30 protein-coding genes are annotated in these 20,753 nt (G+C 70.6%); 7 read left to right on the top strand and 23 right to left on the bottom strand.

Annotation, left to right across the window (positions count from 1 at the left end):
• Positions 1 to 46: 46 nt before the first annotated feature.
• Genes ACR68M_RS03955 through ACR68M_RS03945 form a run of 3 tightly spaced genes read left to right on the top strand, consistent with a single transcriptional unit; the run spans position 47 to position 4,386 of the window.
• On the top strand, positions 47 to 1,855 hold the full coding sequence (locus tag ACR68M_RS03955; protein WP_441248982.1) for a glycosyltransferase: 1,809 nt from the start codon (positions 47 to 49) through the stop codon (positions 1,853 to 1,855).
• A complete protein-coding gene (locus ACR68M_RS03950) occupies positions 1,852 to 3,144 on the top strand; it encodes a glycoside hydrolase family 16 protein (RefSeq protein WP_441248981.1) in 1,293 nt (430 codons plus the stop codon). Before ACR68M_RS03955 ends, ACR68M_RS03950 begins: the two co-directional genes overlap by 4 nt.
• Positions 3,145 to 3,168: 24 nt before the next feature.
• Positions 3,169 to 4,386 (top strand): carboxylate--amine ligase, encoded by a 1,218-nt coding sequence (locus ACR68M_RS03945; RefSeq protein WP_441248980.1) that lies wholly within the window; start codon positions 3,169 to 3,171, stop codon positions 4,384 to 4,386.
• A 35-nt stretch (positions 4,387 to 4,421) separates the two neighbouring features.
• Here the strand turns inward: ACR68M_RS03945 and ACR68M_RS03940 are convergent, their stop codons facing one another.
• Complete coding sequence (locus ACR68M_RS03940) at positions 4,422 to 5,615, bottom strand: FAD-dependent oxidoreductase (RefSeq protein ID WP_441248979.1); 1,194 nt, start codon at positions 5,613 to 5,615, stop codon at positions 4,422 to 4,424.
• A 274-nt stretch (positions 5,616 to 5,889) separates the two neighbouring features.
• Here ACR68M_RS03940 and ACR68M_RS03935 point away from each other — a divergent pair, with 274 nt between their 5' ends.
• On the top strand, positions 5,890 to 7,140 hold the full coding sequence (locus ACR68M_RS03935) for a glycoside hydrolase family 16 protein (RefSeq protein WP_441248978.1): 1,251 nt from the start codon (positions 5,890 to 5,892) through the stop codon (positions 7,138 to 7,140).
• Between the two features lie 58 nt (positions 7,141 to 7,198).
• Here ACR68M_RS03935 and ACR68M_RS03930 read toward each other — a convergent pair whose 3' ends face one another.
• Both ACR68M_RS03930 and ACR68M_RS03925 read right to left on the bottom strand, forming a co-directional pair.
• Positions 7,199 to 7,702: a DinB family protein gene (locus ACR68M_RS03930; RefSeq protein ID WP_441248977.1), complete on the bottom strand. Its 504-nt coding sequence runs from the start codon at positions 7,700 to 7,702 to the stop codon at positions 7,199 to 7,201.
• Complete coding sequence (locus ACR68M_RS03925; protein ID WP_441248976.1) at positions 7,699 to 8,433, bottom strand: maleylpyruvate isomerase family mycothiol-dependent enzyme; 735 nt, start codon at positions 8,431 to 8,433, stop codon at positions 7,699 to 7,701. The genes ACR68M_RS03930 and ACR68M_RS03925 overlap by 4 nt, the downstream gene beginning before the upstream one ends.
• A gap of 103 nt (positions 8,434 to 8,536) precedes the next feature.
• Between ACR68M_RS03925 and ACR68M_RS03920 the strand changes: the two genes are divergently transcribed.
• On the top strand, positions 8,537 to 8,968 hold the full coding sequence (locus ACR68M_RS03920; protein WP_441248975.1) for a hypothetical protein: 432 nt from the start codon (positions 8,537 to 8,539) through the stop codon (positions 8,966 to 8,968).
• On the opposite strand, the gene ACR68M_RS03915 is transcribed toward ACR68M_RS03920, so the two are convergent.
• The 20 genes from ACR68M_RS03915 to ACR68M_RS03820 all read right to left on the bottom strand — a co-directional run bounded on the left by ACR68M_RS03915 (position 8,943) and on the right by ACR68M_RS03820 (position 19,475).
• A complete protein-coding gene (locus ACR68M_RS03915; protein WP_441248974.1) occupies positions 8,943 to 9,281 on the bottom strand; it encodes a hypothetical protein in 339 nt (112 codons plus the stop codon). The two genes, ACR68M_RS03920 and ACR68M_RS03915, sit on opposite strands and share 26 nt — an antisense overlap.
• A 216-nt stretch (positions 9,282 to 9,497) precedes the next feature.
• Positions 9,498 to 9,965, bottom strand: coding sequence for a hypothetical protein (locus ACR68M_RS03910; RefSeq protein WP_441248973.1), 468 nt, complete (start codon positions 9,963 to 9,965; stop codon positions 9,498 to 9,500).
• Between the two features lie 19 nt (positions 9,966 to 9,984).
• A complete protein-coding gene (locus ACR68M_RS03905) occupies positions 9,985 to 10,944 on the bottom strand; it encodes a JmjC domain-containing protein (RefSeq protein ID WP_441248972.1) in 960 nt (319 codons plus the stop codon).
• A 92-nt stretch (positions 10,945 to 11,036) separates the two neighbouring features.
• Positions 11,037 to 11,288: a DUF397 domain-containing protein gene (locus ACR68M_RS03900; protein ID WP_441248971.1), complete on the bottom strand. Its 252-nt coding sequence runs from the start codon at positions 11,286 to 11,288 to the stop codon at positions 11,037 to 11,039.
• A 340-nt stretch (positions 11,289 to 11,628) separates the two neighbouring features.
• Positions 11,629 to 11,916, bottom strand: a complete 288-nt coding sequence (locus ACR68M_RS03895; RefSeq protein WP_441248970.1) for a hypothetical protein — start codon at positions 11,914 to 11,916, stop codon at positions 11,629 to 11,631.
• Between the two features lie 106 nt (positions 11,917 to 12,022).
• On the bottom strand, positions 12,023 to 12,871 hold the full coding sequence (locus tag ACR68M_RS03890; protein WP_441248969.1) for a helix-turn-helix domain-containing protein: 849 nt from the start codon (positions 12,869 to 12,871) through the stop codon (positions 12,023 to 12,025).
• Between the two features lie 9 nt (positions 12,872 to 12,880).
• Entirely contained in the window at positions 12,881 to 13,393 is a 513-nt protein-coding gene (locus ACR68M_RS03885; RefSeq protein ID WP_441248968.1) for a DUF6879 family protein, read from the bottom strand.
• 1 nt (position 13,394) lies between these two features.
• Positions 13,395 to 13,649 carry a hypothetical protein gene (locus tag ACR68M_RS03880; RefSeq protein WP_441248967.1) on the bottom strand — a complete coding sequence of 85 codons (255 nt, stop codon included), beginning with the start codon at positions 13,647 to 13,649 and terminating at the stop codon, positions 13,395 to 13,397.
• Positions 13,650 to 14,234: 585 nt separating this feature from the next.
• On the bottom strand, positions 14,235 to 14,477 hold the full coding sequence (locus ACR68M_RS03875; RefSeq protein WP_441248966.1) for a hypothetical protein: 243 nt from the start codon (positions 14,475 to 14,477) through the stop codon (positions 14,235 to 14,237).
• 148 nt (positions 14,478 to 14,625) lie between these two features.
• On the bottom strand, positions 14,626 to 15,333 hold the full coding sequence (locus ACR68M_RS03870) for a DNA methylase (protein ID WP_441248965.1): 708 nt from the start codon (positions 15,331 to 15,333) through the stop codon (positions 14,626 to 14,628).
• 177 nt (positions 15,334 to 15,510) lie between these two features.
• A complete protein-coding gene (locus ACR68M_RS03865; RefSeq protein ID WP_441248964.1) occupies positions 15,511 to 16,017 on the bottom strand; it encodes a hypothetical protein in 507 nt (168 codons plus the stop codon).
• Between the two features lie 100 nt (positions 16,018 to 16,117).
• A complete protein-coding gene (locus tag ACR68M_RS03860) occupies positions 16,118 to 16,528 on the bottom strand; it encodes a hypothetical protein (protein WP_441248963.1) in 411 nt (136 codons plus the stop codon).
• 14 nt (positions 16,529 to 16,542) lie between these two features.
• Positions 16,543 to 16,761: a hypothetical protein gene (locus ACR68M_RS03855; RefSeq protein WP_441248962.1), complete on the bottom strand. Its 219-nt coding sequence runs from the start codon at positions 16,759 to 16,761 to the stop codon at positions 16,543 to 16,545.
• The gene (locus ACR68M_RS03850; protein WP_441248961.1) at positions 16,758 to 17,018 is read right to left on the bottom strand and encodes a hypothetical protein; all 261 of its coding nucleotides are present in this window, start codon (positions 17,016 to 17,018) and stop codon (positions 16,758 to 16,760) included. The genes ACR68M_RS03855 and ACR68M_RS03850 overlap by 4 nt, the downstream gene beginning before the upstream one ends.
• Positions 17,019 to 17,020: 2 nt before the next feature.
• On the bottom strand, positions 17,021 to 17,311 hold the full coding sequence (locus ACR68M_RS03845) for a hypothetical protein (RefSeq protein WP_441248960.1): 291 nt from the start codon (positions 17,309 to 17,311) through the stop codon (positions 17,021 to 17,023).
• A gap of 101 nt (positions 17,312 to 17,412) precedes the next feature.
• Entirely contained in the window at positions 17,413 to 17,721 is a 309-nt protein-coding gene (locus tag ACR68M_RS03840) for a hypothetical protein (protein WP_441248959.1), read from the bottom strand.
• Positions 17,722 to 17,764: 43 nt separating this feature from the next.
• The gene (locus ACR68M_RS03835; RefSeq protein WP_441248958.1) at positions 17,765 to 17,938 is read right to left on the bottom strand and encodes a hypothetical protein; all 174 of its coding nucleotides are present in this window, start codon (positions 17,936 to 17,938) and stop codon (positions 17,765 to 17,767) included.
• Positions 17,939 to 18,038: 100 nt separating this feature from the next.
• Positions 18,039 to 18,863, bottom strand: a complete 825-nt coding sequence (locus ACR68M_RS03830; protein WP_441248957.1) for a hypothetical protein — start codon at positions 18,861 to 18,863, stop codon at positions 18,039 to 18,041.
• Between the two features lie 70 nt (positions 18,864 to 18,933).
• Positions 18,934 to 19,149, bottom strand: coding sequence for a hypothetical protein (locus ACR68M_RS03825; protein WP_441248956.1), 216 nt, complete (start codon positions 19,147 to 19,149; stop codon positions 18,934 to 18,936).
• Between the two features lie 47 nt (positions 19,150 to 19,196).
• On the bottom strand, positions 19,197 to 19,475 hold the full coding sequence (locus tag ACR68M_RS03820; RefSeq protein WP_441248955.1) for a hypothetical protein: 279 nt from the start codon (positions 19,473 to 19,475) through the stop codon (positions 19,197 to 19,199).
• 671 nt (positions 19,476 to 20,146) lie between these two features.
• Here ACR68M_RS03820 and ACR68M_RS03815 point away from each other — a divergent pair.
• On the top strand, positions 20,147 to 20,401 hold the full coding sequence (locus ACR68M_RS03815; RefSeq protein ID WP_441248954.1) for an HNH endonuclease: 255 nt from the start codon (positions 20,147 to 20,149) through the stop codon (positions 20,399 to 20,401).
• A complete protein-coding gene (locus tag ACR68M_RS03810; protein WP_441248953.1) occupies positions 20,398 to 20,748 on the top strand; it encodes a P27 family phage terminase small subunit in 351 nt (116 codons plus the stop codon). Before ACR68M_RS03815 ends, ACR68M_RS03810 begins: the two co-directional genes overlap by 4 nt.
• The last annotated feature ends 5 nt before the right edge of the window (positions 20,749 to 20,753 follow it).

Raw genomic sequence — 20,753 nt, 5'->3', positions numbered from 1 at the left:
ACCCCGACCCACGCGCTGAACCGCTGGCCCAAGGAGGCCAACCCCGATGGTTGAGCAGCAGACCCGCCCCGCCCCGGTACGCGGCTCCCGACCAGCCGCCCCCCGGGCGAGCCGGACCGCCCGTGCCCTGCTGCCGATCGCCCTCGGCCTCTGGGCCCTCGCCCTCAGCGGCGCCCGGCTGGACCGGATGGGCGACCTCGGCCTGATCCAGGCCCTGCCCGTGGTCTACTGGCTCGCCGTCGCCCTGCTCACCGTCGGCTTCGTCACCGCCCTGCGCGACGCCGCCACCCCGCAGCGCTGGCCCGCCGCGTACGTTGTCGCCCTGATCGCCGTCATCCACGCGACCCCCAGCCTGCTCTACCCCACCCTGCGCTACGGCTGGGCCTGGAAGCACATCGCGATCATCGACGCCATGCTGCGCCACAACGGCGCCGTCCCCGACGCGCACAACCTCGACCTCTACAACCAGTGGCCCGGCTTCTTCCAGCTCAACGTGGTCTTCCTGCGCGCCACCGGGCTCTCCTCCGCACTCGGCTACGCCTCCTGGTACCCCGTGCTGGCCAACCTGCTGCTGCTCGCCCCGCTGCTGCTGATCTACCGCACCGTCACCACCGACCGGCGGCTGGTCTGGGGGGCGGTCTGGCTGTACTACTCGACCGCCTGGATCGGCCAGGACTACTTCTCCCCGCAGGCCTTCGCCTACCTGCTCTGCCTCACCGTCCTCGCCCAGGTGCTGCGCCGGCTGCCCGCCGCGCCGTCCACCACCGGGGCGAAGGCCCTCAGCTGGTCCGACACCCCCGCCCGGGGCGGCTGGCGGCCCGCGCCGTTCGTCCTGCTGGTGGTGCTGACGGCCGCCATCGTCTGCTCCCACCCGCTGACCCCGCTGATGCTGATCAGCACCCTCGCCATACTCGCGCTGCGCCGCCGCAACCGGCGCGTCGTCCTCCCCGCGCTCGCCGTCGCCGTCGCGCTCACCCTGGCCTGGGACGCCACCGTCGCCCGCCCCTACATCTCCGAGAACCTCTCCAAGCTCGTCGCCGCCCTCGCCTCGCCTGACAACAACGCGCTGCCCGGCCTCTCCCGGCTGGCCGACCCCGCCCGCGCCCAGGTGCTCGCCTCCTGGGTCGAGCGAGGCCTGATCGTCCTGGTGCTGCTGCTCGCCGTGACAGCCGTCATCCGCCACCGCTGGGTGCGGCGGACGGCGCTGCCGCTGCTCCTGCTCGGCCCGCTGCCGCTGCTGCTCGCCAACAACTACGGCGGCGAGATGATCTTCCGGGCGTACCTCTTCGCGCTCCCCGCCGCCGCCTTCCTCACCGCGACCCTGATCATCCCGACCGGCCACGGGCACCGCCTGCGGGTGTGGGTCTCCGTCGCCACCATGCTGGCCCTGCTCGGCGCCTTCTTCGTCGGCTACTACAGCAAGGAGGAGATGAACTACTTCACCCCCGCCGAGGTCGCGGCCGCCCAGTACGTCGCCCACGTGCCGCCCGGCTCCCGGGTCGTCACCGTCACGGCCGGCCTCCCCGGCGGCGAGCTGCACTACGACCAGCACCAGTGGGTGGTGCTCGCCCAGACGCCGCTGGCCGAGCGGCAGCTGCTGCTGACCGACCCCGCAGCCGTCCTCGCCACCACACTGGACGACCCCACCCTGACCGGCCCCTCCTACCTGGTGCTCAACCGGGCGCAGATCGCCGAATGCCGCCTCACCGGCCTCTTCCCGGCCGACACCGTCGACCGGGTACGGGCCGTCGCGTCAGGCTCCGGCGCCTTCCGGCAGGTCTTCGCCAACCAGGACGCGGTGGTCTACCTCTACGCACCGGGCCCGGTGCCCGCCGGGGCAGGTGGGCAGCCGTGATCCCGTCGCCGACCCTCTACCGGGCGCTGCTCGCCACCTCCGGGTGGCTCGCCCTGGCGGCCGCCCAGCTCGGCCCGGGGACCGCCCTGCGGACGGCCGTCACGGCCGTCTTCCTGCTCAGCTGCCCCGGGGCGGCGGCCCTGCTGCTGGCCAGGCCGACCCGGGCCGGGCTCCCCGGCGGCGCCGGACCGCTCGGCGCGGCCGCCGCCGCCCTGGTGCTGAGCGCCGCGCTTACCACCCTGACGGCGGTCGGCCTCGCGCTGGCCGGCGTCCTCGGCGCCAGGGCCACGCTGACAGTGCTGGCTTGCCTCACCACCCTGCTCGCCGTCCTCCCGCGCCGGTACGGCCCCGGCACCGCCCGCCGCACCGTCCGACGCACCCCGCAGGGAGAGGCGGCCCGGCGGCCCGCCGACCCGCGCCGCCGGGCCGCCGAGTGCGCGGGCGCCGCACTGCTGACGCTCACCGCCGCCTGCGGCGGGGGCCCCGCCGTCTCCACCGCCACCCGGCCCCCGCAGGCGACGGCCGGGCCGACCAGCAGCTCGGTGCCGCTGGACCAGCCCGCCGCCCCCGGCCCCTGGCACTCGGCCTTCCACGACAACTTCGCCGGCCCGACCCTCGACCGCGCCGACTGGGTGAGCTGCTTCGACTGGAACGACAACGGCTGCACCAACCAGGGCAACCACGAGGACGAGTGGTACCGGCCCGGCCAGGTCGGCTTCACCCAGAGCGGGCTGACCCTGACCGCCGAACGCCGCGCCACCTCCGGCAGCGACGGCACCAGCTACCCGTGGGTCTCCGGCATGATCAGCACCGGCCGCGACTCCTGGAACGGCACGCCCCGGCACACCTTCACCTACGGCTACTTCGCGGCCGCCATCAAGGCCCCGGCCACCGCCGCCGGATTCTTCCCCGCCTTCTGGCTGATCCCCGCCGAGGCCCGGAGCACCCCGCCCGAGATCGACGTCGCCGAGTTCATCAACACCAACCAGCAGGTCGACATGAACCTGCACTACCGCACCGCCGACGGCAGCGACGCCCACGTCGGCCAGACCACCGCCGCAGCCGACTTCGCGACCACGTACCACGTCTTCGCCATCGACTGGGAGCCCGACTCGGTCACCTGGTACGTCGACGGCGTGCAGCGCTTCCAGGTCACCAAGCCGACCTGCGTGCCGCACGTCGCGATGGAGCTGGTGCTCGACCTCGCCGTCGGTTTCCAGGAGGACCCGCCGGCCTCCGTCGACTCCGCCCAGCTCCAGGTCGCCTGGGTCGGCGTCTGGCAGCACTGACCAGGTAACGGGAGGTGAGAGAAGATGACCCCCGAGCTCGACCGGGACGTCCCCGTCCTGCTGGTGAAGATAGGCCACTACCCGCAGTCGTACAGCGCCCTCGGCGCCGTCCGCTCCTTCGGCCGCCTCGGCGTGCCCGTGCACGCCATGGTCGAGGACAGGTTCACGCCGACCGCCCTCTCCCGCTACCTCGACCGCGCCTTCGTCCGCCCCAGCACCGGTTGCGAGCCGCCCGAGCAGTTGCTCGCCGCCGTCACCGACGCCGCACGGGCGATCGGCCGCCCCAGCGTCGTCGTCGCCACCGACGACGAGGCCGCCGTGCTGCTCGCCGAACACGCCGAACAGCTCGCCCCCTACCTGCTGCTGCCCCCCGTCCCCGCGACGCTGCCCCGCCGCCTCGCCAACAAGGCCGAGCTGCACGACCTCTGCCGGACGCACGGCGTGCTGACGCCACGCACCCAGGCATGTGCCGACCGCGACGAACTGCTCGCGGTGGCACGTGAGTTCGGCTACCCGCTGGTGCTGAAGAACCTGGAGGCCTTCACCCGGCTGCGCCGGCCCGTCGTCACCCACACCACCGTCGTCCACGACGAGGCCGAGCTGCTCGTCCTCCGCCCGCCCGAGGGCTGCCTCTCGGTGCTCGTCCAGGAGTACCTGCCGTCCGAGCGGTCCGAGGACTGGTTCACCCACCTGTGCTGCGGCGCCGGGGGCAAGCCGCTGGTCGTCTTCACCGGCATCAAGCTGCGCTCCTGGCCCCCCGGCGGCGGCGTCACCACCCGGGCCCGAGCCGTCTCCAACCCCGAACTCGCCTCACTGGCGGCCGACTTCTGCCGCCGAATCGGCTACAGCGGCACCGCCGACCTCGACTGGCGGCTCGACCTGCGCGACGGCGGCTACCGGCTCGTCGACTTCAACCCGCGCACCGGCGCGCAGTTCCGCCTGTTCGAGACGACCGACGGCATCGACGTCGTCCGCGCCCTGCACCTCGACCGCACCGGCCGGCCCGTCCCGCAGGGCACCCAACTGCCCCGCAGCTACGCCGTCGGCCAGCTCGACCTGCTCTCGGTGGCCGCCACCACCTGGCGCGACCGCCGCCCCCCGCAGCGCATCCGCCCCCGCCGCCCGGCCCAACGCGCCTGGCTCTGCACCGACGACCCCGTCCCCGTCGCCGCCGAAGCCGCCCGCTTCGGCGCAAGGGCGGCGCTGCACATCGCCCGCCGGCTGCCACGAGCCTTCAGGTGAACGAGGCTGCCGGCCAGCCCCTGGGCCGGCCGTTCTCAGGCCAGGGCGCGGCTGATGCGGCGGGCGGCGAACCCCGTGCCGCAGACGAACCGCATCACCGGCCCGAAGGTGTCCGCCGATGACAGCCCGGTGAAGTACAGGCCCGGCACCGACGACTCGAAGTGCTCCGACAGCCTCGGAGCGCCCTGGGGCGTGCACCGCACGCCCCGCCGTACGTTCTCGTCCAGCAGGCCGAGCCGGTCGACGTCGACCTGGTAGCCGGTGGCGGCCAGGACGTGGTCGGCCTCCACCGTCCCGGTCGGCCCCTGCAGCCGCAGCCGGGCATGGCCGTCGACGGCCTCGGCATGGTGGACGGCGTGGCCGGTCAGCACGGTGACGCGGTCCTCCACCCGCTCGCGCAGCCACCAGGCACCGGCCGGGCCCAGCACCGTCCGGACCAGCTCCCGGCGGGTGTCGTCGGGCAGGTGCCGGAAGGCGGCGGGCAGTTGGCTGTAGCCCAGCAAGGGCCACCCCTCGCCCAGATTCGAGCCGGGGTGGGCGATCCGCGCGCGCAGCGGGCGGTCACCGGGCCGTTCCCGCGAGGGCGGGGTGCCGAAGACCAGCCGCCGGGCCCGCGCCACCACCGTCGGCTGCGCGCCGGCCTCGTGCAGCAGCGCGGCGCTCTCCAGCGCCGACTGCCCGGCGCCGATCACCGCGACGCGCTGCCCGGCGAAGTGCGCCAGGCTCGCGTGTTCCGACGAGTGCGAGGCGAGCCCGGCCTCGGCCAGCGGCGCCAGCGCCTCCGGCATCCTCGGGTACGGCCCCAGCCCGGTGGCGAGCACCACGGCGCGGCTGGCGTACTCCTCGCCGGTGTCCAGCCGCAGCCGCAGCCCGCCCGGCCCGGCGCTGACACCGGTCACCGTGCTGCGCTCCAGCTCGGGCACGCACCGGCGCTGGAACCACTCTCCGTAGCGGACGAACTCCTCGACCGGCACCGGGTACCGGTCGCCGACCCAGCCGCCGCCCTCCTGCGCGCGGAAGTCGAGGAAGCGGTGCCTGGCCGCCGGATCGGCGATCGCGGAGGCTCGGGGCGTCGATTTGAGGTACATCCCGGCGGGCATCCGCTCGCGCCAGCTCTCCATCGGTTCGCCGAGCACCCGTACCGGGACCTGACGTTCCTTCAGGTGCGCGGCGACGGCGAGCCCGTACGGGCCAGCGCCGACCACCGTGACCGGTCGTTCCAGCGACATCGGAGGGCTCCCCTCGGCAGCACGGCCCCTCTCCCAAGGGTGCACCGTGCGGCGGCTGTGCGCGACGTCACAGTTTGTCGGGCCACCCGCTCCGACCAGCAGTTTTGGACGTGTACATGCCTTTCTCGGGTGCTCGGCAGCCCGTCGGGCCTTGCCCCGGCGCGGGCTCTTCCCGCAGGCTCCAACACTGTGAGTCCGCGGCCTCCCTGCCGGAGCGGCGCGGGCCCGCGCCTGTCCGAGGGGGGAGTCAGCACGAAAGGGCCTTCCCCACAGCATGCCCAATCACCCCAAGCACCGTCGTCGCACCGCCCTCTCCCGGCGCAGCTCCGCCGCACTCGCGCTCGCCCTCGTCGGCGCAGGTGTCGGCACAGCCGCCTGGGCGGCCCCCGCCCGTGCAGCGGCGCCGGTCGTCGTCGACTCGCTCTCCGTCACCCCGGCCTCGCCCGCCGCCGGAGCCCCGGTCACCGCCACCGCGAAGCTGCACGCCGGCCAGCGCGTCAAGGTCCAGGCCCTGACCATCGCCGTCCGCTCGGCCACCGGCGCGAACTACGACTTCCGCGGCACCGGCGCCACCACGCTCACCAGCCAGCCGCGCACCTTCACCCCGCCGAGCCGCACCCTCCCGGCGGGCAAGTACACCTACTTCGTGGCGTACGAGACGAACAACACCTGGCACAACCTCGCCCCGGTCGGCACGGTCACGACCGGCAGCACCCCGGCCCCGACGCCGACGCCGACTCCCACCCCTGCGCCGACTCCCACGCCGACTCCCACGCCGACTCCCACCCCCACACCGACTCCCACCCCCACTTCCACGCCGACACCCACTCCTGCGCCCACTGCTGGTGGGCCGGTCGGGATCGCGGGCAGCTGGCGGTCGGTGTTCGCGGACGAGTTCAGCGGCAGCTCGCTCGACTCCAGCAAATGGACGGCGAACTGGTTCGGCTGCGCCACCTGCACGACGGTCCCGGTCAACAGCTACGAGAAGGCCGCCTATGCGCCCTCGCAGACGACGGTCAGCGGCGGCAACCTGCACCTCACCGCGGTCCAGCAGCCGACCACCGTCAACGGCACCACCTTCCCGTACCGGTCGGGCATGGCGCAGAGCAACGGCAAGGCCCAGTTCACGTACGGCGCCTTCGAGGCCCGGATCTACCTCCCGGCCTCCGGCGGCCAGATCGCCAACTGGCCCGCCTTCTGGACGGACGGCCAGAGCTGGCCCGCCGACGGTGAGATGGACATCATGGAGGGCCTCGGCGGCAACGCCTGCTACCACTACCACTCGCCCTCGGGCGGCCCCGGTGCCTGCGCCTCCGGCAACTACAGCGGCTGGCACACGTACGGCGCCGACTGGGAGCCCGGCTCCGTCACCTACTACTACGACGGTCAGAAGGTCGGCCAGATCACCTCGGGCGTCTCCTCCTCGCCGCAGTACCTGATCCTCAACAACGCCGTCTACGACGACAGCGTGACCGTCGCCCCGGCGGACATGCAGGTCGACTACGTCCGCGTCTGGCAGCACTGACGCACCCGCTGGTCGACGGCCCCGGTACGGCTTCTGCCGTGCCGGGGCCGCTGCGTGCTCAGCCCCGGTTGTGGTCGCCGGTCGCGCCGTCGATCAGCTCGCGCAGGACGTCCAGGTGGCCGGCGTGCCGGGCGGTCTCGGTGGCCATGTGGATCAGCACCCAGCGCAGCGTCACCTGCTCGCCGAACCACGCCGTGCCCCGGTCGTCGAGCTCCAGCTCGGCCACCGCCCGGTCGGCGGCGGCGCGGGCGCGGGCGTAGAACGCCAGGACGTCCGCCGTGGACTCACCCGGCTCGACGCGCATGTCCGAGCTGTCGTCGGCATCGAGATCGAACGGCATCGGCCCGGTCTCCCGCCCGAAGGTCTCGCAGAACCAGCCGAGTTCGGCGCCCCCGAGGTGCTTGACCAGCCCGAGCAGATTGGTGCCCGAGGGCGTCATCGGCCGCCGCAGCTGCTCGTCGTCGAGCCCGCCGAGCTTCCACAGCACCGCGTCGCGATGCCGGTCGAGGGCGACGTACAGACTCTCTTTCTCGCTGCCGGTGAACGGCACTCGCTTCATCATGCGCGGACGCTACCAGCCGTGATCACAGGGGCGAGCGGCAACGGCCAGGCGGGCGGAGCGGGCAGCGGGCCGTCCGTGGTGAGTGCGGAGCCGTTCGCGCGGCCGCTGAGCCAGGCGAGCAGCGCGTGGCCGGGACCGGTGACGACCGGCCCCGCCGGGGCGGGTCGCCAGGAGCGGCCGAGGTCGGTCGCCTCGACGCGGGCGAGCGGGAACTGCCGTGCGGCCAGGGCCGCGAAGGTGTCGTCGAGGGCCCAACTCACGTATGCCTGCGGCCAGTCGGTCGGCCGGTAGCCGACCGCGAGGTCGATGTGATGGGTCTCCAGCTCCCGCAGGCAGCGCCGGAGCGTGTACCGGGCGGGGTGCTGCCAGCCCGCGAGCGCCGTGACCGGGAAGTCCCAGCGGTCGCCGGGCATCGCGGCAGCCGCTTCGGCCAACTGGTCGAGCCGGCCGCGCAGATCGGCGGCGAGCTCGGCGGCGGAGCGGCCCGCGCCCTCCTCGACGGCCCGCGCGATCGCCGCTCCGTCCGCCCGGGGGCCGGGCTCGGCGCCGGTCCGGGCCACCGCCAGCAGCCACAGGTAGGCGTCGACACTTCGGGCGACATGGGAGACGACATGCCCCCGGCTCCAGCCGGGCAACGCCGACGCCGCCCGCATCCCGCCGTCGCCGAGCTGCGCGACACTCGCGGCGAACCGGGCCCCTGAGCTGGCGACTTCCTCGAAGAGATCCTCCACAGCCGTACTGTAGCGAGGGAGTTGACGGTAGCTGCCGTCGGGTGAGCCGTGGGGACACGCAGCTCAGGCACACCGGGAGAAGACGATCATTCTGGGGCTGCGGGTGGAGACGCTGTTGTACGTGCGGTTTCAAGCGACGGTGCCGAACCGGCGAGGAACGTACCCGGGGGTGTTCGCGTTGCTGAACGGTCTGGCCGGGGAGAACAGGCTCACCGTTGAGCAATTGGCGTTCAAGCAGTCGGGTTACGAGTGGTTCGACGCGAACCTCACCGACCCGTCCACTGTGGATCCATCGCTTTACGACCGGGAGCTCCACCCGTGTGCGGGTGCCTGGTTCAAGGCATCCGCCCACGAGCACATCGAGCGGGCCAACGGGTACCTGGAGATCCTCGAGGAGCACGGCGTGGGCTGCGAGGCGGTCTGGGTGCAGATTCCCGGGATGGTGCTTTACGAGGACGAACACCAGGTGGTCGCCATGCCCGAGCCCATCAGTGTGGAAGAGGGGCCGCTCAGGCGCCGAGGGGGAGGTGGGTGAGGCCGTGGGGGCGGGTGGCGGGGGTACCGGTGGCCTTGGTGCGGAGGTAGTGGAGGTTGCTGGGGGAGAGGTGGAGGCCGGTCGGGATGCGGTCGGTGACGGTGATGCCGTGGGTGGTGAGTTGGGTGGCCTTGTCGGGGTTGTTGGTGAGGAGGCGGATGGTGCGGGCGCCGAGGGTGGTGAGCATCTGGGCGGCGGCGGTGTAGTCGCGGCTGTCCTCGGGGAGGCCGAGCGCGGTGTTGGCCTGGTAGGTGTCGAGCCCGGAGTCCTGGAGCGAGTGTACGCCCTTCCACCTCCGCTCTGAGCTGGGCAAAGAGCCAGAGGTGGACGCTTATGCGCTTTGGCGGGGCAACGCGATTCCCAGAGCCTCGCCCGCCTCGGCCCGCACGGCCTTCGAGTGCTCCCGCAGGCGCGCCATGGTCAGCTCGGCCTCGGCCAGCGTCTCGGTCGGAAGGTAGACCACCCGCCCAGCAGTGGGCCCGTCTCGGGTTATCTCGACTTCGAGCCCGATGATAGGATTCCTATCCGCCTACTGCGGAGGCTGAGGGCACGGCATCGGCTCTGGGTCATCCGGCCAGTGGTACGGACACGGCACCACGGCAAGGTGGACCTTCGTGGGAGCCCCCGGCTCTGGGTACCACCAGGACCAGACGTCAGGCTTCCCGAGGGAAAGAGTCCGCTCCGCGAACTGCTGCCGGCTCTCGGGGTCCTTGTGCGTGATCTTCGGCGGTGAGGCGTCCCACTGCTCCCGCATCCACTCGGCGGCCTGCTTGGCCGACTCGAACGTGGCGGCCACCAGTCGGCGCTTAAGCAGGTAGTGCCGCGTTGCCTCGGGGGGCAGGTCCGACGCGTCGAAGTCGGCCGTGCCCGGGTTCCGCTGGCTCTGCATCTTGTAGCTCTCCAATAGCCCGCCCTGGCCGGACCAGCGGAAGCAGTGGAAGTGCAGTCCCGGTACCGGGTCACCCTGTAGGTACTCGTTCCAGTCGATCGGTGCCATGGGGCTGGATTTGCGCCTTTCAGCGGGGAGTTGGGAGAGCTGGAGTGGGAGAGCTTCCCACACCCGCGACCGGAAGCCCGGCAGGGAAGGGCTCCGGGTGCGCCGCGCGCCGGACAGCGTCGGCCAGCTCGGCTATGTCCGCACGGGCCAGGGCCCCGACCAGGTACGCGCGGGCCTCTTTGACGGCCCCCGCCGGGTCGTGCAGGGCCTCCGGGGCCAGGGCCGCCCGCATCGCCGGGTCGGCGAGAGCCTGGCGGAGGACCAGGCCGGCCACCTCGGAGGCAACCCACTGGCCCGTCCTCTCCTTGAGCGCGAACGTCAGGTGCAGCGACGGCTCGTCCCCGACCGTGTACGGCGAATGGACGAACCCGCGCGGGAGCCACATCACGTCACCCGGCTTGAGTACTGGGGTCTCTTCCGGCGGGGTGTGCTCCAGGAATTTCCGCTCGTCCGGCGTGAACCCCCGGGTGTGGAAGCTCCCGTATTCCCGTACCGGGTTCTCCACGAACGGGCGATGCAGCGGCCACGCCTTCTGTCCGGACAACTGCACGATCAGCGTCACGTACGGGTCGTAGTGGTAGCGGAGCCCGTGCGCTCCGGCCGGGGTGTAGTACGCGTTCGCGTGGACCTCGTATCCGGTCTCCGCCGCGATGGCCCGCGCCATGTCGGCGACCATAGGCTTCATCTGATCCAGGGCCCGGACGGAGAGCGTCCCGCCGTCGTTGAGGAACCGCCGGATGTACCCCTGCCGGGGCATGTCGCCGACCACGTACAGGCAGGGGTCGACGGGGCCACCGTCCTTGAGCAGGACGATGTTTCGGCTCGCCAGCGTGTTCGTGTCGATCAGCGCGTCTAACTCCTCGCGGTGCAGCAGCAGCCCCGCGAACCGGTCGGGGTGATGGTGGTAGAACTGCGGCTCCGTCGGGCAGGAGTTGAGGACGCCGGACAGCTCGGGGTCGAGCAGCAGGGACAGGCTCACAGGGGCTCCCTGGTCAGGTGAGTACGCTACGGGGTGTGGGCCGTCCCCGGTTCCAGCGGGGACGGCCCACGTTTGGCCTAGCTGATCAGCTGTCAGGCCGCGGGGGTGCCCTCACCGAACATGGCGAGGATCTGGTGCGCGCCGTTCACCAGCTCGGCCTTGGTGTAGCGGAGCTGGGGGCTGGCGTCGCCGAGCTTGGTGTCACCGACGGCGTAGCCGATGCCGCCCGCGAGCGCTGCGACGGACATGCAGTCCTCCATCGACCCCGAGCTGTTGTCCCCGCCGCCGCACAGCGCGGTGAACGGTCCGGCCACCTCAACGTCCGGGCGATACAGGTCGGTCATGATGGTTCCCTTCCATTGGTTGGTGTTCGCCCGCGTCGCCTCTGATGCGGGCGCTACTGCCTTGCAAGCGGCCAGAGGCCGACTGAGCTTGCTGGCGGGCTGACTCCTCCGCCAGCGGGCCCGAGCATGCCCCCCTTCCACGGGGACTGCGCGGGAGATTTGTGGTTCAGGGCAGCCAGCCCAGGCTCGAAACGGACTGCCGGTTGGCCTCACGGTTCTTGGCCCGGATCGTCCTCATGGTCTCGGACTCGTGGACCGGCTCCAGCGTGGGCCGCGCGGGCTCGGTCTGGTCGTCGGTGCCTCGGACGGCGACGTCGCGGGAAGGGCTGCGCGGTCGTCATCAGACACCCTCGCCCCCGTCCTCGGGGTCCTTGAACGTGCCCCCGCGCGTCGGGTCGTCGCACTCGCCCCACTCACGGTGACGGTTACGCTGCCGGCCGATCCACGGGTTCGCCTCCGAGGAGGTGCCCTGCGCCGCCACCACAGCCCAGGCGTCGAACAGCTGGCATCCGTGGCACGAACTCGTCTTGCGACCCCGGGGGTTGACGTGGGCGTTCTCCGGGATCTCGGGGACGGGGATGGCCTTCGGCTTGGGCTTCTCCGGCCCGTACCTCACAGCAGCACTCATCTCGCGCCCCTTCCTCCGGTCCGCGCAATTGCACGTGAGATTGCGTCAGCAAGACGGTAGGGATTCAGGCAGGCACGGTTCCAACAAGTTGCACCGAGTTGCACACCTAGCTGATGGAGCCCAGGGCGGCCCTAACCAGGAGGCGGGCGTCAGCGCCGTATACAGCGTCTGCGGCCAGTTCGCCGAACCGGGCCACGTACGCGCCTACTTCGGACGGCTGGGTTATCTGGAGATACCCAGAGACGAGCTCGACGTTGACCTGCGCCGCGTCGTAGATCCAGAAGCCCTCGACCTGCATGGAGTGCCGGCGCATGTTCCTCGGGATGATGCCCAGGCTCAGGTTCGCAAGGGAGCCTACGGTGATCAGATGGCTCAGCTGGCCGGCGGCTACCTCGGGACCACCGAGGCCGTGATAGAGGCTGGCCTCTTCGATCAGGAAGGCGAACGTCTTGCCGTGGTCACTCAGGATGGCCTGCCGCTCCATGCGGACCTGCACGGCCTCCTCCACGTCGTCCACGGCCACACGTCGTCGCTGGGTGGCTTGCAGGACCGACCGCGTGTAATCCCGGGTCTGGATCAGGCCGGGGACGATGCCGGGCGAGTAGGACCGGAACCGAGTGGTGCGCTCGTAGAGCGGGAGCACTGCCGCCTGGGCATGCTTGAGGCCGGTGCGCTCCATCCGTCGCCACTCGGTGAACATGCTCTCAACGGTGCGGAGGCTGGCCACCATGTCTTCGGCGCGGTCGTCAGCCTCACAGGCCCGGCACCAGTCCCGGATGTCCTGTTCGGAGGGTGCTGTAATGGCGTTCTCGATGCGGGACACCTTCGACTTGTGCCAACCGCAGAGAAGCGCGAGAGCAGGCCCGGTGTGCTTGGCATCCTTGCGGATCTCCCGGAGCCGGTCGGCGAGAGCCTTCCGGGCCTGCTGGACGCTCGAAGAGCGTGAGGTGCGCATGACGTTCGACTACCGGAGTACGTACTCCTCGTGGGGAGTCGCACGTTCCCAGACCGTCTCGAAGGCGTTCGTCACGAGCTGGACGACTCCGGGGTCCGTGGTCCACTCCCGGTCCACCACGTCTCCGTCGCCGGAGAAGTACGTGAACATGATCTTGGAGTTGTCGAACATCCACAGGTCAGTGCCAGGCAGCGCGATATCCGCCGCCAACCTGCGGGGGAGCCAACGTACTTGCTCTCCGACGGCCACGTTCAGGTAGGTGACGTGGTGCTCGTACCTGATGTACTCGGTCACCGGCTCGGAGACGATCCGTGCCCGGCGCAGGACGATGCCCCGACCAATCGCCTCCGAGGCGAAGTTGGTCCAGGTCTGGAACCACTCCGGGCGGTCGTCGGGGCCGTACCGCAGGCCCTCCCGGTAGCGCTGGAACTGCGGGTCGTTGGGCGTATAGCTGTCGCGCATCTCCAGGTGCACGGCCGAGAACTTGGCCTCGGCCATGGCCGCGTCGATCGGGGTGGGCACGCTACTCCTTCTGCTGGTTGGCAAGGTCCGTGATGAACTTGATCATTACCTCGGGGAGTCGGATCACGGTCTCGTGCTCGGGCACGTCGGTGGAGTGGCCCGGGATGGAGCCAACTTCCTTGCACCGCCTCAAGTCCTCTTCGCTGGCCTTGTACGACTGGATGAGCAGGTCCCCGTTCTCCGGGTCCAGCCAGATCGTAGGACTGTCCGTCTCCGGCGTGTTGGGGATGATCCCGAGAAACTGTAGTGGCTTCATGTTGCCCCCTGGCGAGTTGGTTCCGCGCGGTTGCACGGTCCCGCAGACCTACCCGCCTCCTCCGGGATCTAGCCTCGCACGAACGAACAACTTTTTGACTGCTCGTCACCTTGTGCTTACGCACTGTGCCGGGAGCGACGAAAGGCCCCCGCCTCGTCCGCTGGGGGAGGTCGGGGGCCTTTGAGGGGGAGGGGGTGGCGGCGACCCCGGGGGCTGACGGCGCTGGAGTCTGCCAGTCGAGCCTTCGAGCTGCACTGCCTGCACTGTGAGCGACTGGCTACAGGATGGAATTGTCCCAGGTCAGGTGGGTTCGGCGACGGTGGTTAGTGTAGTTATGTATGAAATGTATCTATTCAAAAATACATAGAACACTAGAGAGTAGAGCTAAGGGTTACCGGGAGCCTGATACACACCGCACTTTCTGCACTGGTGCACTCCTGGGGCTTCCTCTGCACAGGCCCCGGAGGGGCCGCCCGACGGCGACGCCGCTCACGGTCTCCGTCCGGGCTACCAACGACAAGAAGGCCCCGCCACCCCCTGGTGGGGATGACGGGGCCGCTGTGCCCCCTCCGGGGGGCCTGGTGCCTACGAGCCCGAGGATGCGGCGACGATCACGAAGAACACCGTAGCCAGCGCGTACCCCACGGTCCCGATGATCGAGCACACCAGTCCGGCCGTGGCCTGGCCGTGGCCCTTGCCCTTGCGGGCGAGGACGATCCCGAGGGGGCCGGTCACGAACCCGACGAAGGGGATCACCAGCGTCACGATCCCGAGGACCAGGGCAGCGGTAGCGGAGCCTGGGGTGCGGACGGGGGCGGTGGTGCTCACGGTGGTGCCTTTCGGAGGGGAGGGGGTGGGTCCTGGTGTCACGGCGGGTGTCGGCCGGGAACTCCAAGCCTGCCGGGTGCCGGCGGGGGACGCATCGGGCCGAAGGTCCCACAGGAGGGAGGGGTGGGGCCCGGTGCCAGACGCCCACCTACGCGGCGGGGATGTACCGAAGTTGGCCCGCGTCGTCGTGGGTTAGGTACGGGGCGATGATGGCGGGGATCGGCATCGTGTCGGGTTCCCCGCGCAGGGCCGCTCCCCACTCTGCCATGAAGGCCCGGCCGATGTACTCGGTATAGGCCGGGGGGATGGCCTCAGTCAGCTCTGTGTGGACATCAGTCCAAGTTATGCCCATCGCGGCTTGCATCTCGGCGACGGTTCCCTTACCGCCTCCCTTCCCGTACGCGGCTATGTACGGGCCGTCCTTCCACACGCCGTGGCGTATCCCCCGGACGGGGCCCCTGTGCTTCGGGTGCGGCATCTGCTCCGGCTCGTTGCCCGACCACTCGATCTCGAAGTACCGGTGGCGGATGACCCCGAGCCCGAAGCTCTCGCCGCAGAGGGTGAGGTCCCGCCGGATGTCGGACCCGGGGACGTTCTCGATCACCCACGGCACCCCGTACCACCGGCACAGCTCGCGCATCTCGGGAATGAGATCGACGTACTCCCTCCCCTTGTTGGTCCCCTTGGTCAGAGCGCAGCTGCTCTGGCAGGGCGGGGAGGCGTGGACCAGGTCGAAGTCCTGGCACATCTCCCGCATGGCGTCGAGGGCGTCGCCCTCTATGAACTTGAAGGGGTACCGGGGGCGGGGCGTGATGTCCACGCCGACCACGTCGAAGCCAGCGCGGTGGTAGCCCATGCCCGCCCCGCCTGCGCAGCAGAACAGGTCGAGGACTCGCGGTCGGCGGTGGCGGGAGGGGGTGGGCACTGGTGTCTCCGGGTGAGAGGGGGTGGGGCCTGGTGTCAGGCGGACAGGAGGGGGTGACCCCTGGTGCCAAGCGGCCGGCAGGGGAGTGGGGAGGGCGGGGCCTGGGCCCTACGCGCCGTGGTCCTCCTGGTCGTTCCAGCCCCAGCGGTACGCGAGGATGGCCATGTCCGCCGGTTCGGTGTCCGGCTGGAGCCCGAGGTGGGCGGTCACCTGCCGGTAGGTCCAGCGGGGCCACCCGCCGGACCGCTCGGCGTGGCTCTGTCCGAGGGCGTACGCGGTGGTCTCCCGCGCATCCTCCGGCCACTCCCCGGCCGGACCCTGCTCGGCGGCCCACGCTGCCCGCATGCACGGTGTGAAGGTCACCCGCCACGGCATCGCGTCCCCGGGTCGCTCCCACACCCGCACGGTCACCTGCCCGTGGTCCTGGGGGATCACGTCCACCCGTGTGGCCCGTCGGGCGTGGCGGACGACCATGGCGTTGATCCGTATCGGGGTGAGGCCGGGGGCGTCGTCCGCCGTGGCGGTGAGCTGTATCCCGTTGGTCACCAGGTGGGCGGTCGCGCGTCGGGCAAGCTCGCCGGGGTCAACGTCGGGGGTGCTGTGCATCGTGGTCATGGTGTCCTCTCCCTGGCCTGAGGCCGGGCGTACAGCGGTCTACGGGACCCGGGCCGGTACGCCACCGGCCCGGGGTGTGTTCGGGTGTCCTGGGCCCCTCTCAGTGCTTCCACTCGAAGTCGTCCAGGTTGGGGCTGTAGCCGATCAGCCGGACGTTGACGTAGATCCGCGCGGACGTGACCGCGCCCATGGCGTCCCGGTCGTGGCGGAACGTCCGGCAGTACCGACGGCCGGTGTCCAGCCCCTCCCACGCGACCACGTACGGCCCTGGCTCCGCTGTGTCGGCGACCAGTGCGATCGGTTCGCTGTCCACCCACGCAACGAGCGCGTACGGGGTCGTCTCCATCGCCCGGTCCAGGGTGTAGACCACGGCAGCCCGGTCGGTCCCCTCCAGTTCCTCCAGGACGTCCCACGCTGCCCCGCGTGCTCCCTGGTGAACCGTGGCCGTCCCGCTCCGCATGAATCCGGCCCAGTCTCCGGCGGGCTCCAACAGGTCCAGGGTGGTGATCATCGTGTCTCCAGGGGTCAGCGCGTGCCGCGTATCGGCCGCATGGTCGTGTTGGGGTCGAGGGCGTCCCGGTCTCCGTGCTCGCCGCAGTAGGCGGTGGAGAGGAACCGGGGGTGCCCGTGGTGGGCGAAGTCGGCCCACCGAACGGCGGGGGCTACGCACTCGGTGCGGTAGCAGAGGAGTTCGCCGCCGGGGCCGGTCCGGAAGTGTCGGACGCTGGCCCGGGTGCCGCTCACTTGGCAGTCTCCAGGGTGGCCAGGATGGTCCGCAGTTCGTTGACCACAGTGTCCAGGCGCAAGGCGTCCTCATGAGCACGGTCGTCGTCTAGCTGGTCGTAGTCGCCCATCTCCCAGTCCTCACAGGGCTGGTCGCAGCGGGCCTGGGCGTCGGGGTCGTAGGTCCGGAGGTTGGCCCGGAGGTACGCCGCCCACCCGTCGGTCAGGCTGTCGTGCTCGGTGATGATCTCGCGCAGCCTGTTGGTGATGGTGGTCACGGTCACAGCTCCATTCCGGTGAGGTCGGCGTCCGTGGCCACCACGGCGTCCGTGATGGCGAGATCCAGGTCAGCGGGGGCGTCCTTGCCGCACCCGTCACAGCTCACGGTGCAGTCTTCGTACGCCACGCCGTAGATCTCCAGGGTGGGCTGTCCGTCGGCACCCTTGGTGACGTTGAACCACAGCCGGGCGGCGGCTTCGATCCGGCCGCCGCACTCGCAGCGGTACATGTCGTACTCGTCAGCGTCCAGGGTGGGGATCACGGGCATGGTGGGGGCTACGGCGGTGCTCACGGGGTGTCTCCGGGGGGTCAGGTCGGGCGGTGGTTGTTCGGGTGTCTGTGCACCCTTGGCGCGGGTCCGCTGTGAGTCGGACCCCACCAGGGGCGCGCAGCTCAGATGGAGCGGAAGACGTGGCCGTCGCCGGTGATGAAGTAGTCGCACTGCCAAGCGATCACGTCGAGTTCCGGACGCCACCCCCGGAATCCCTCCATCGCGGCCCGGTACTCGTCGTCCAGTTCCATGAGCTGGTCGTGTGCGAAGTCCTCCAGGCTGGACCACTGGCCCTGGTAGGCGTCTTCGAAGCTCTCGACGGCGTATTCGGCCCCGCCCACGTGTGCGGCGTACTGGGTTAGTGCTTCGATCTCAACGAACAGCCCGGCATCCTCGGCCAGTTCGGTCAGGTAGTCAGCGGTGCGGCTCATGGGGGTGTCTCCTGGGTCAGTGGTGGCTGTACAACGGTGGGGGTCAGAGGCCAAGCGCTTCGTCCATCACGCTGTCGAGTACGGACCCTGCGCACCCCTCTGCCCGCATGTCTCGGAAGGCGGCGCAGATGCCGCGCGCGTCCTGGGGGTTCTCGTAGGCGAGTCGCGCCAACCGAGGCCAGTAGCCGGACAGTTCGATGGCTTCCATGCGGGTCATCGGTGCTTCCTTTCCTTCGGGCCGGTCTCTCGCGGCCACATCTCCAACGTACGTGCATGAGCGTTGTATGTCCAACGCTGCCAATGTGCGCCCGGCCACATCACGCGGCCCGGCCGTAGGTCTGCCGGTAGCCGTCCGCCGAACCGCGCACGATGGCGCGCACGTCCTCGCGGTAGGCGCAGCCCAGCTCTACCGCCCGGCCGTCCAGGTAAGGCGTCAGAACGGCCGTCAGGGGGCTTCCCAGCTCATACCGGGGTGACTCGCTAAGGGTGGTGGGCATGACGCGCACGCTCGGCCGTGTCTCCTCCACTGCGCAGCCACGGCACAGCGGCTCACCTTCCCGGCCGGTGGTCGGGGACAACCACTCGGAGCAGTCCGAGCACGGGGCGTACCCGAGCGTCCGCACGGCGTCCATCACGTCGTCATACCCGATCCGGCCCAGCTCGGGGCAGGCCAGTTCCCGGAGCACGTCCGAAGCGTCCACGTCGTCCGGGTATGCGCCCGGCATCTCGCTGTCGATCTCCTCGCACATGGCGTTCCACTCCCGCTCGGAGTGGTCCGATTCGTCCAACAGGGGGTAGTCGGCGAGCGCCCCCATGAGGCCGTCCACGGCGTCCGTCGCGGTGGTGCTGTTTGCGTCGAACAGGCACCGGCCGCCGACGCGCACCCACGTGCCGCCCTCCTCCCCGCAGGCATCGGCCATGGCTTGCGCGAACGCCGCTGCGTTGCTCTGGGCCATGATCTCCTCCGCCGGGCCCGAGAAGTAGCCGTCCGCGTCCACGTCGAACGCGCTGCCTGTGTGGTCCACGGCGATGCCCATCAGGGCCCACCCGTGCGCGTCTCCCTCGCTCCGGACGTTGTCCTCCGTGCCGTACGGGGCGTACCGCAGGGCGGTCAGTGCGTTGGCGGTGAGTGCGGCAGTCATGGTGTTCCTCTCGGTCGTTCCTGCGTTGTACTTACAACGTACCTAGCTCAACGTTGGATGTCCAACGCTGCTACCGCCCGGCCTCGCGGAGCCACCCGCAGGCGTAATCGCTGCCCTGGTCGCAGGCGTCGAACATCCCTTCCGTCCACCCGTCGTTGAACGCCTGGACCAACTCCGGCTGACTGGCCGGTGCGGGGGTCACAGGGGTCGCGCTGGTCACTCCGGCCGTCCATCCGGCGACGGTGGCGACAAGGGCGAAGAACAGGGCTGCAAGGGTCGTGCGCATGGGGGGTTCTCCAGGGGTTTAGGCGGGTGGTGGACGGCGGGGGAGGGTCAGCCGCGCTCAAGCCGCTCACGAAGCTCCGCGAGAGCTTCCGCGTGCTCCCGGTCCCGGTCGTACGCGGTCTGCCTGCTGCCCTCCGCCGGGGCATCCTTGGCCGCCCGCCCTGCCCGCCCGCGCTTGATCAGGGCCACCCCGCACTGAATGCCCGTGGCCAGCAGCCACACCAGGCCGGACGCCGCAAGCCCCCCGCCCCAGTTGCCCGACTGCCAGGGGTTGCCCGCTGCCAGCATGGCCAGGGCCAGGATCAGGGGGGCTACGTGCTTGGGCATGGTGTGCTCGTTCCGTCGTCGGTGCGTTGTGTCTCCAACCCTGCCGACAGAAGTGTCGAATGTCCAACGCAGCTCATGTGCGGGCGCTCACATCGCAGCGCGTGCACACATGGGCACAGGGCAAGGCGAGCCAAAGTGAGCGAGAGAACAAGCGCGCTGCGAGATAAGCGACTTGAACGAGAAAGCAAGCGCACGCGCGATGTTGTCGGCTGTCTCACGCCGCATCGAATCGCTTGACGCAGGGGCACCCGGGGGGGTACTCCCGTGCGCGCTCCATTCATGCCCGGACGGTCATGGCAGTCGAAATCCGCTACGAACGCGGCGCGACCTCCTCTTTGCCCACCGTGATCGCCGCCCGGCCGGCACCCCCACGGCCGCCAAGTCCTTGCATGCCTCTCTGTCATGAACCAGGCACGGAGAGTGAGGCCGCAGGTGTCCACCACCCGCCTTAATACCTATGAGGCCCCCTGTGCCTGCCCGCGCGAATACGAGAAGCGGGGCCATCGGGGGCTAAGGCTGCCCCGTCAGGGCGTGCTCCCCAACGGACCTCTCTCCCCGTCGGGTTGAGCCCCTGGCGGGGCCTTCAACGTCTTCCGGAGGTACCCATGGCGGCAGCCTCGCGGCGTACGCGCCCCCTCCCACCTCATTGGCTCCGCCTCCGCCGCGCGGTGATGAACCGCGACCACTGGATGTGCCAGCACATCCGCTACGACACGGGCGAACCCTGCGGAGAACCCGCCCGACACTGCGACCACGTCGTCCCGGCCTCCGAGGGGGGCTCCGACGACCCCGAGAACCTTCGTGCCCTGTGCGACTGGCACGTGGCCGCGAAGGACGCCCAGGACGCGGCTGCCGGCCGCCGCCGGAAGCGTGAGGCCGCAGTACAGGCCCGCCGCAAGCCCCACCCCGGAGAGGTCCGCCGTTGAACATCGACCACACCGAGCGCGACGCCACGAAGGTGCGCGCGGCCCTGATCGAGCTGTACGAGGAGGACTTGGACCTGGAGTCCGCCGACCTTGCCGCGATCGACATCGCCGCGCCGATGCTGGCCCGCGCGGCTCAGCTTGACGCCCTGGTGAAGCGCGACGGTCAGATGATCGAGGGCGGCAACCGCAAGGGCATGCAGGTGCTCAACCCCGCGATCACGCAGGCCCAGCAGAACCGGCAGCAGGCCGGCAATCTCCTGGCGAAGATCCGCGGCGAGGGTGACGGCCCGAAGCGCGGCCACAACTCCCGTGACGCCCTGGCCGTCCGCTGGGGCAACCGAACCTGACAGGA

It is taken from the genome of Kitasatospora sp. McL0602, assembly GCF_052076145.1.
In the GTDB taxonomy this organism is placed as follows: Bacteria; Actinomycetota; Actinomycetes; order Streptomycetales; family Streptomycetaceae; genus Kitasatospora.
Note: the sequence above shows the minus strand (reverse complement) of the source record. Positions and strands in the feature narration are given on the sequence as shown.

Coding starts and splice junctions, on each gene's coding strand:
- ACR68M_RS03930 (WP_441248977.1), bottom strand. CDS start 7,702: ATGATGAAGCGAGTGCCGTTCACCGGCAGCGAGAAAGAGAGTCTGTAC.
- ACR68M_RS03945 (WP_441248980.1), top strand. CDS start 3,169: ATGACCCCCGAGCTCGACCGGGACGTCCCCGTCCTGCTGGTGAAGATA.
- ACR68M_RS03870 (WP_441248965.1), bottom strand. CDS start 15,333: ATGGGCTACCACCGCGCTGGCTTCGACGTGGTCGGCGTGGACATCACG.
- ACR68M_RS03940 (WP_441248979.1), bottom strand. CDS start 5,615: ATGTCGCTGGAACGACCGGTCACGGTGGTCGGCGCTGGCCCGTACGGG.
- ACR68M_RS03880 (WP_441248967.1), bottom strand. CDS start 13,649: ATGAAGCCACTACAGTTTCTCGGGATCATCCCCAACACGCCGGAGACG.
- ACR68M_RS03895 (WP_441248970.1), bottom strand. CDS start 11,916: ATGAGTGCTGCTGTGAGGTACGGGCCGGAGAAGCCCAAGCCGAAGGCC.
- ACR68M_RS03865 (WP_441248964.1), bottom strand. CDS start 16,017: ATGACCACGATGCACAGCACCCCCGACGTTGACCCCGGCGAGCTTGCC.
- ACR68M_RS03910 (WP_441248973.1), bottom strand. CDS start 9,965: ATGGCACCGATCGACTGGAACGAGTACCTACAGGGTGACCCGGTACCG.
- ACR68M_RS03890 (WP_441248969.1), bottom strand. CDS start 12,871: ATGCGCACCTCACGCTCTTCGAGCGTCCAGCAGGCCCGGAAGGCTCTC.
- ACR68M_RS03860 (WP_441248963.1), bottom strand. CDS start 16,528: ATGATCACCACCCTGGACCTGTTGGAGCCCGCCGGAGACTGGGCCGGA.
- ACR68M_RS03830 (WP_441248957.1), bottom strand. CDS start 18,863: ATGACTGCCGCACTCACCGCCAACGCACTGACCGCCCTGCGGTACGCC.
- ACR68M_RS03955 (WP_441248982.1), top strand. CDS start 47: ATGGTTGAGCAGCAGACCCGCCCCGCCCCGGTACGCGGCTCCCGACCA.
- ACR68M_RS03815 (WP_441248954.1), top strand. CDS start 20,147: ATGAACCGCGACCACTGGATGTGCCAGCACATCCGCTACGACACGGGC.
- ACR68M_RS03835 (WP_441248958.1), bottom strand. CDS start 17,938: ATGACCCGCATGGAAGCCATCGAACTGTCCGGCTACTGGCCTCGGTTG.
- ACR68M_RS03820 (WP_441248955.1), bottom strand. CDS start 19,475: ATGCCCAAGCACGTAGCCCCCCTGATCCTGGCCCTGGCCATGCTGGCA.
- ACR68M_RS03900 (WP_441248971.1), bottom strand. CDS start 11,288: ATGACCGACCTGTATCGCCCGGACGTTGAGGTGGCCGGACCGTTCACC.
- ACR68M_RS03840 (WP_441248959.1), bottom strand. CDS start 17,721: ATGAGCCGCACCGCTGACTACCTGACCGAACTGGCCGAGGATGCCGGG.
- ACR68M_RS03935 (WP_441248978.1), top strand. CDS start 5,890: ATGCCCAATCACCCCAAGCACCGTCGTCGCACCGCCCTCTCCCGGCGC.
- ACR68M_RS03825 (WP_441248956.1), bottom strand. CDS start 19,149: ATGCGCACGACCCTTGCAGCCCTGTTCTTCGCCCTTGTCGCCACCGTC.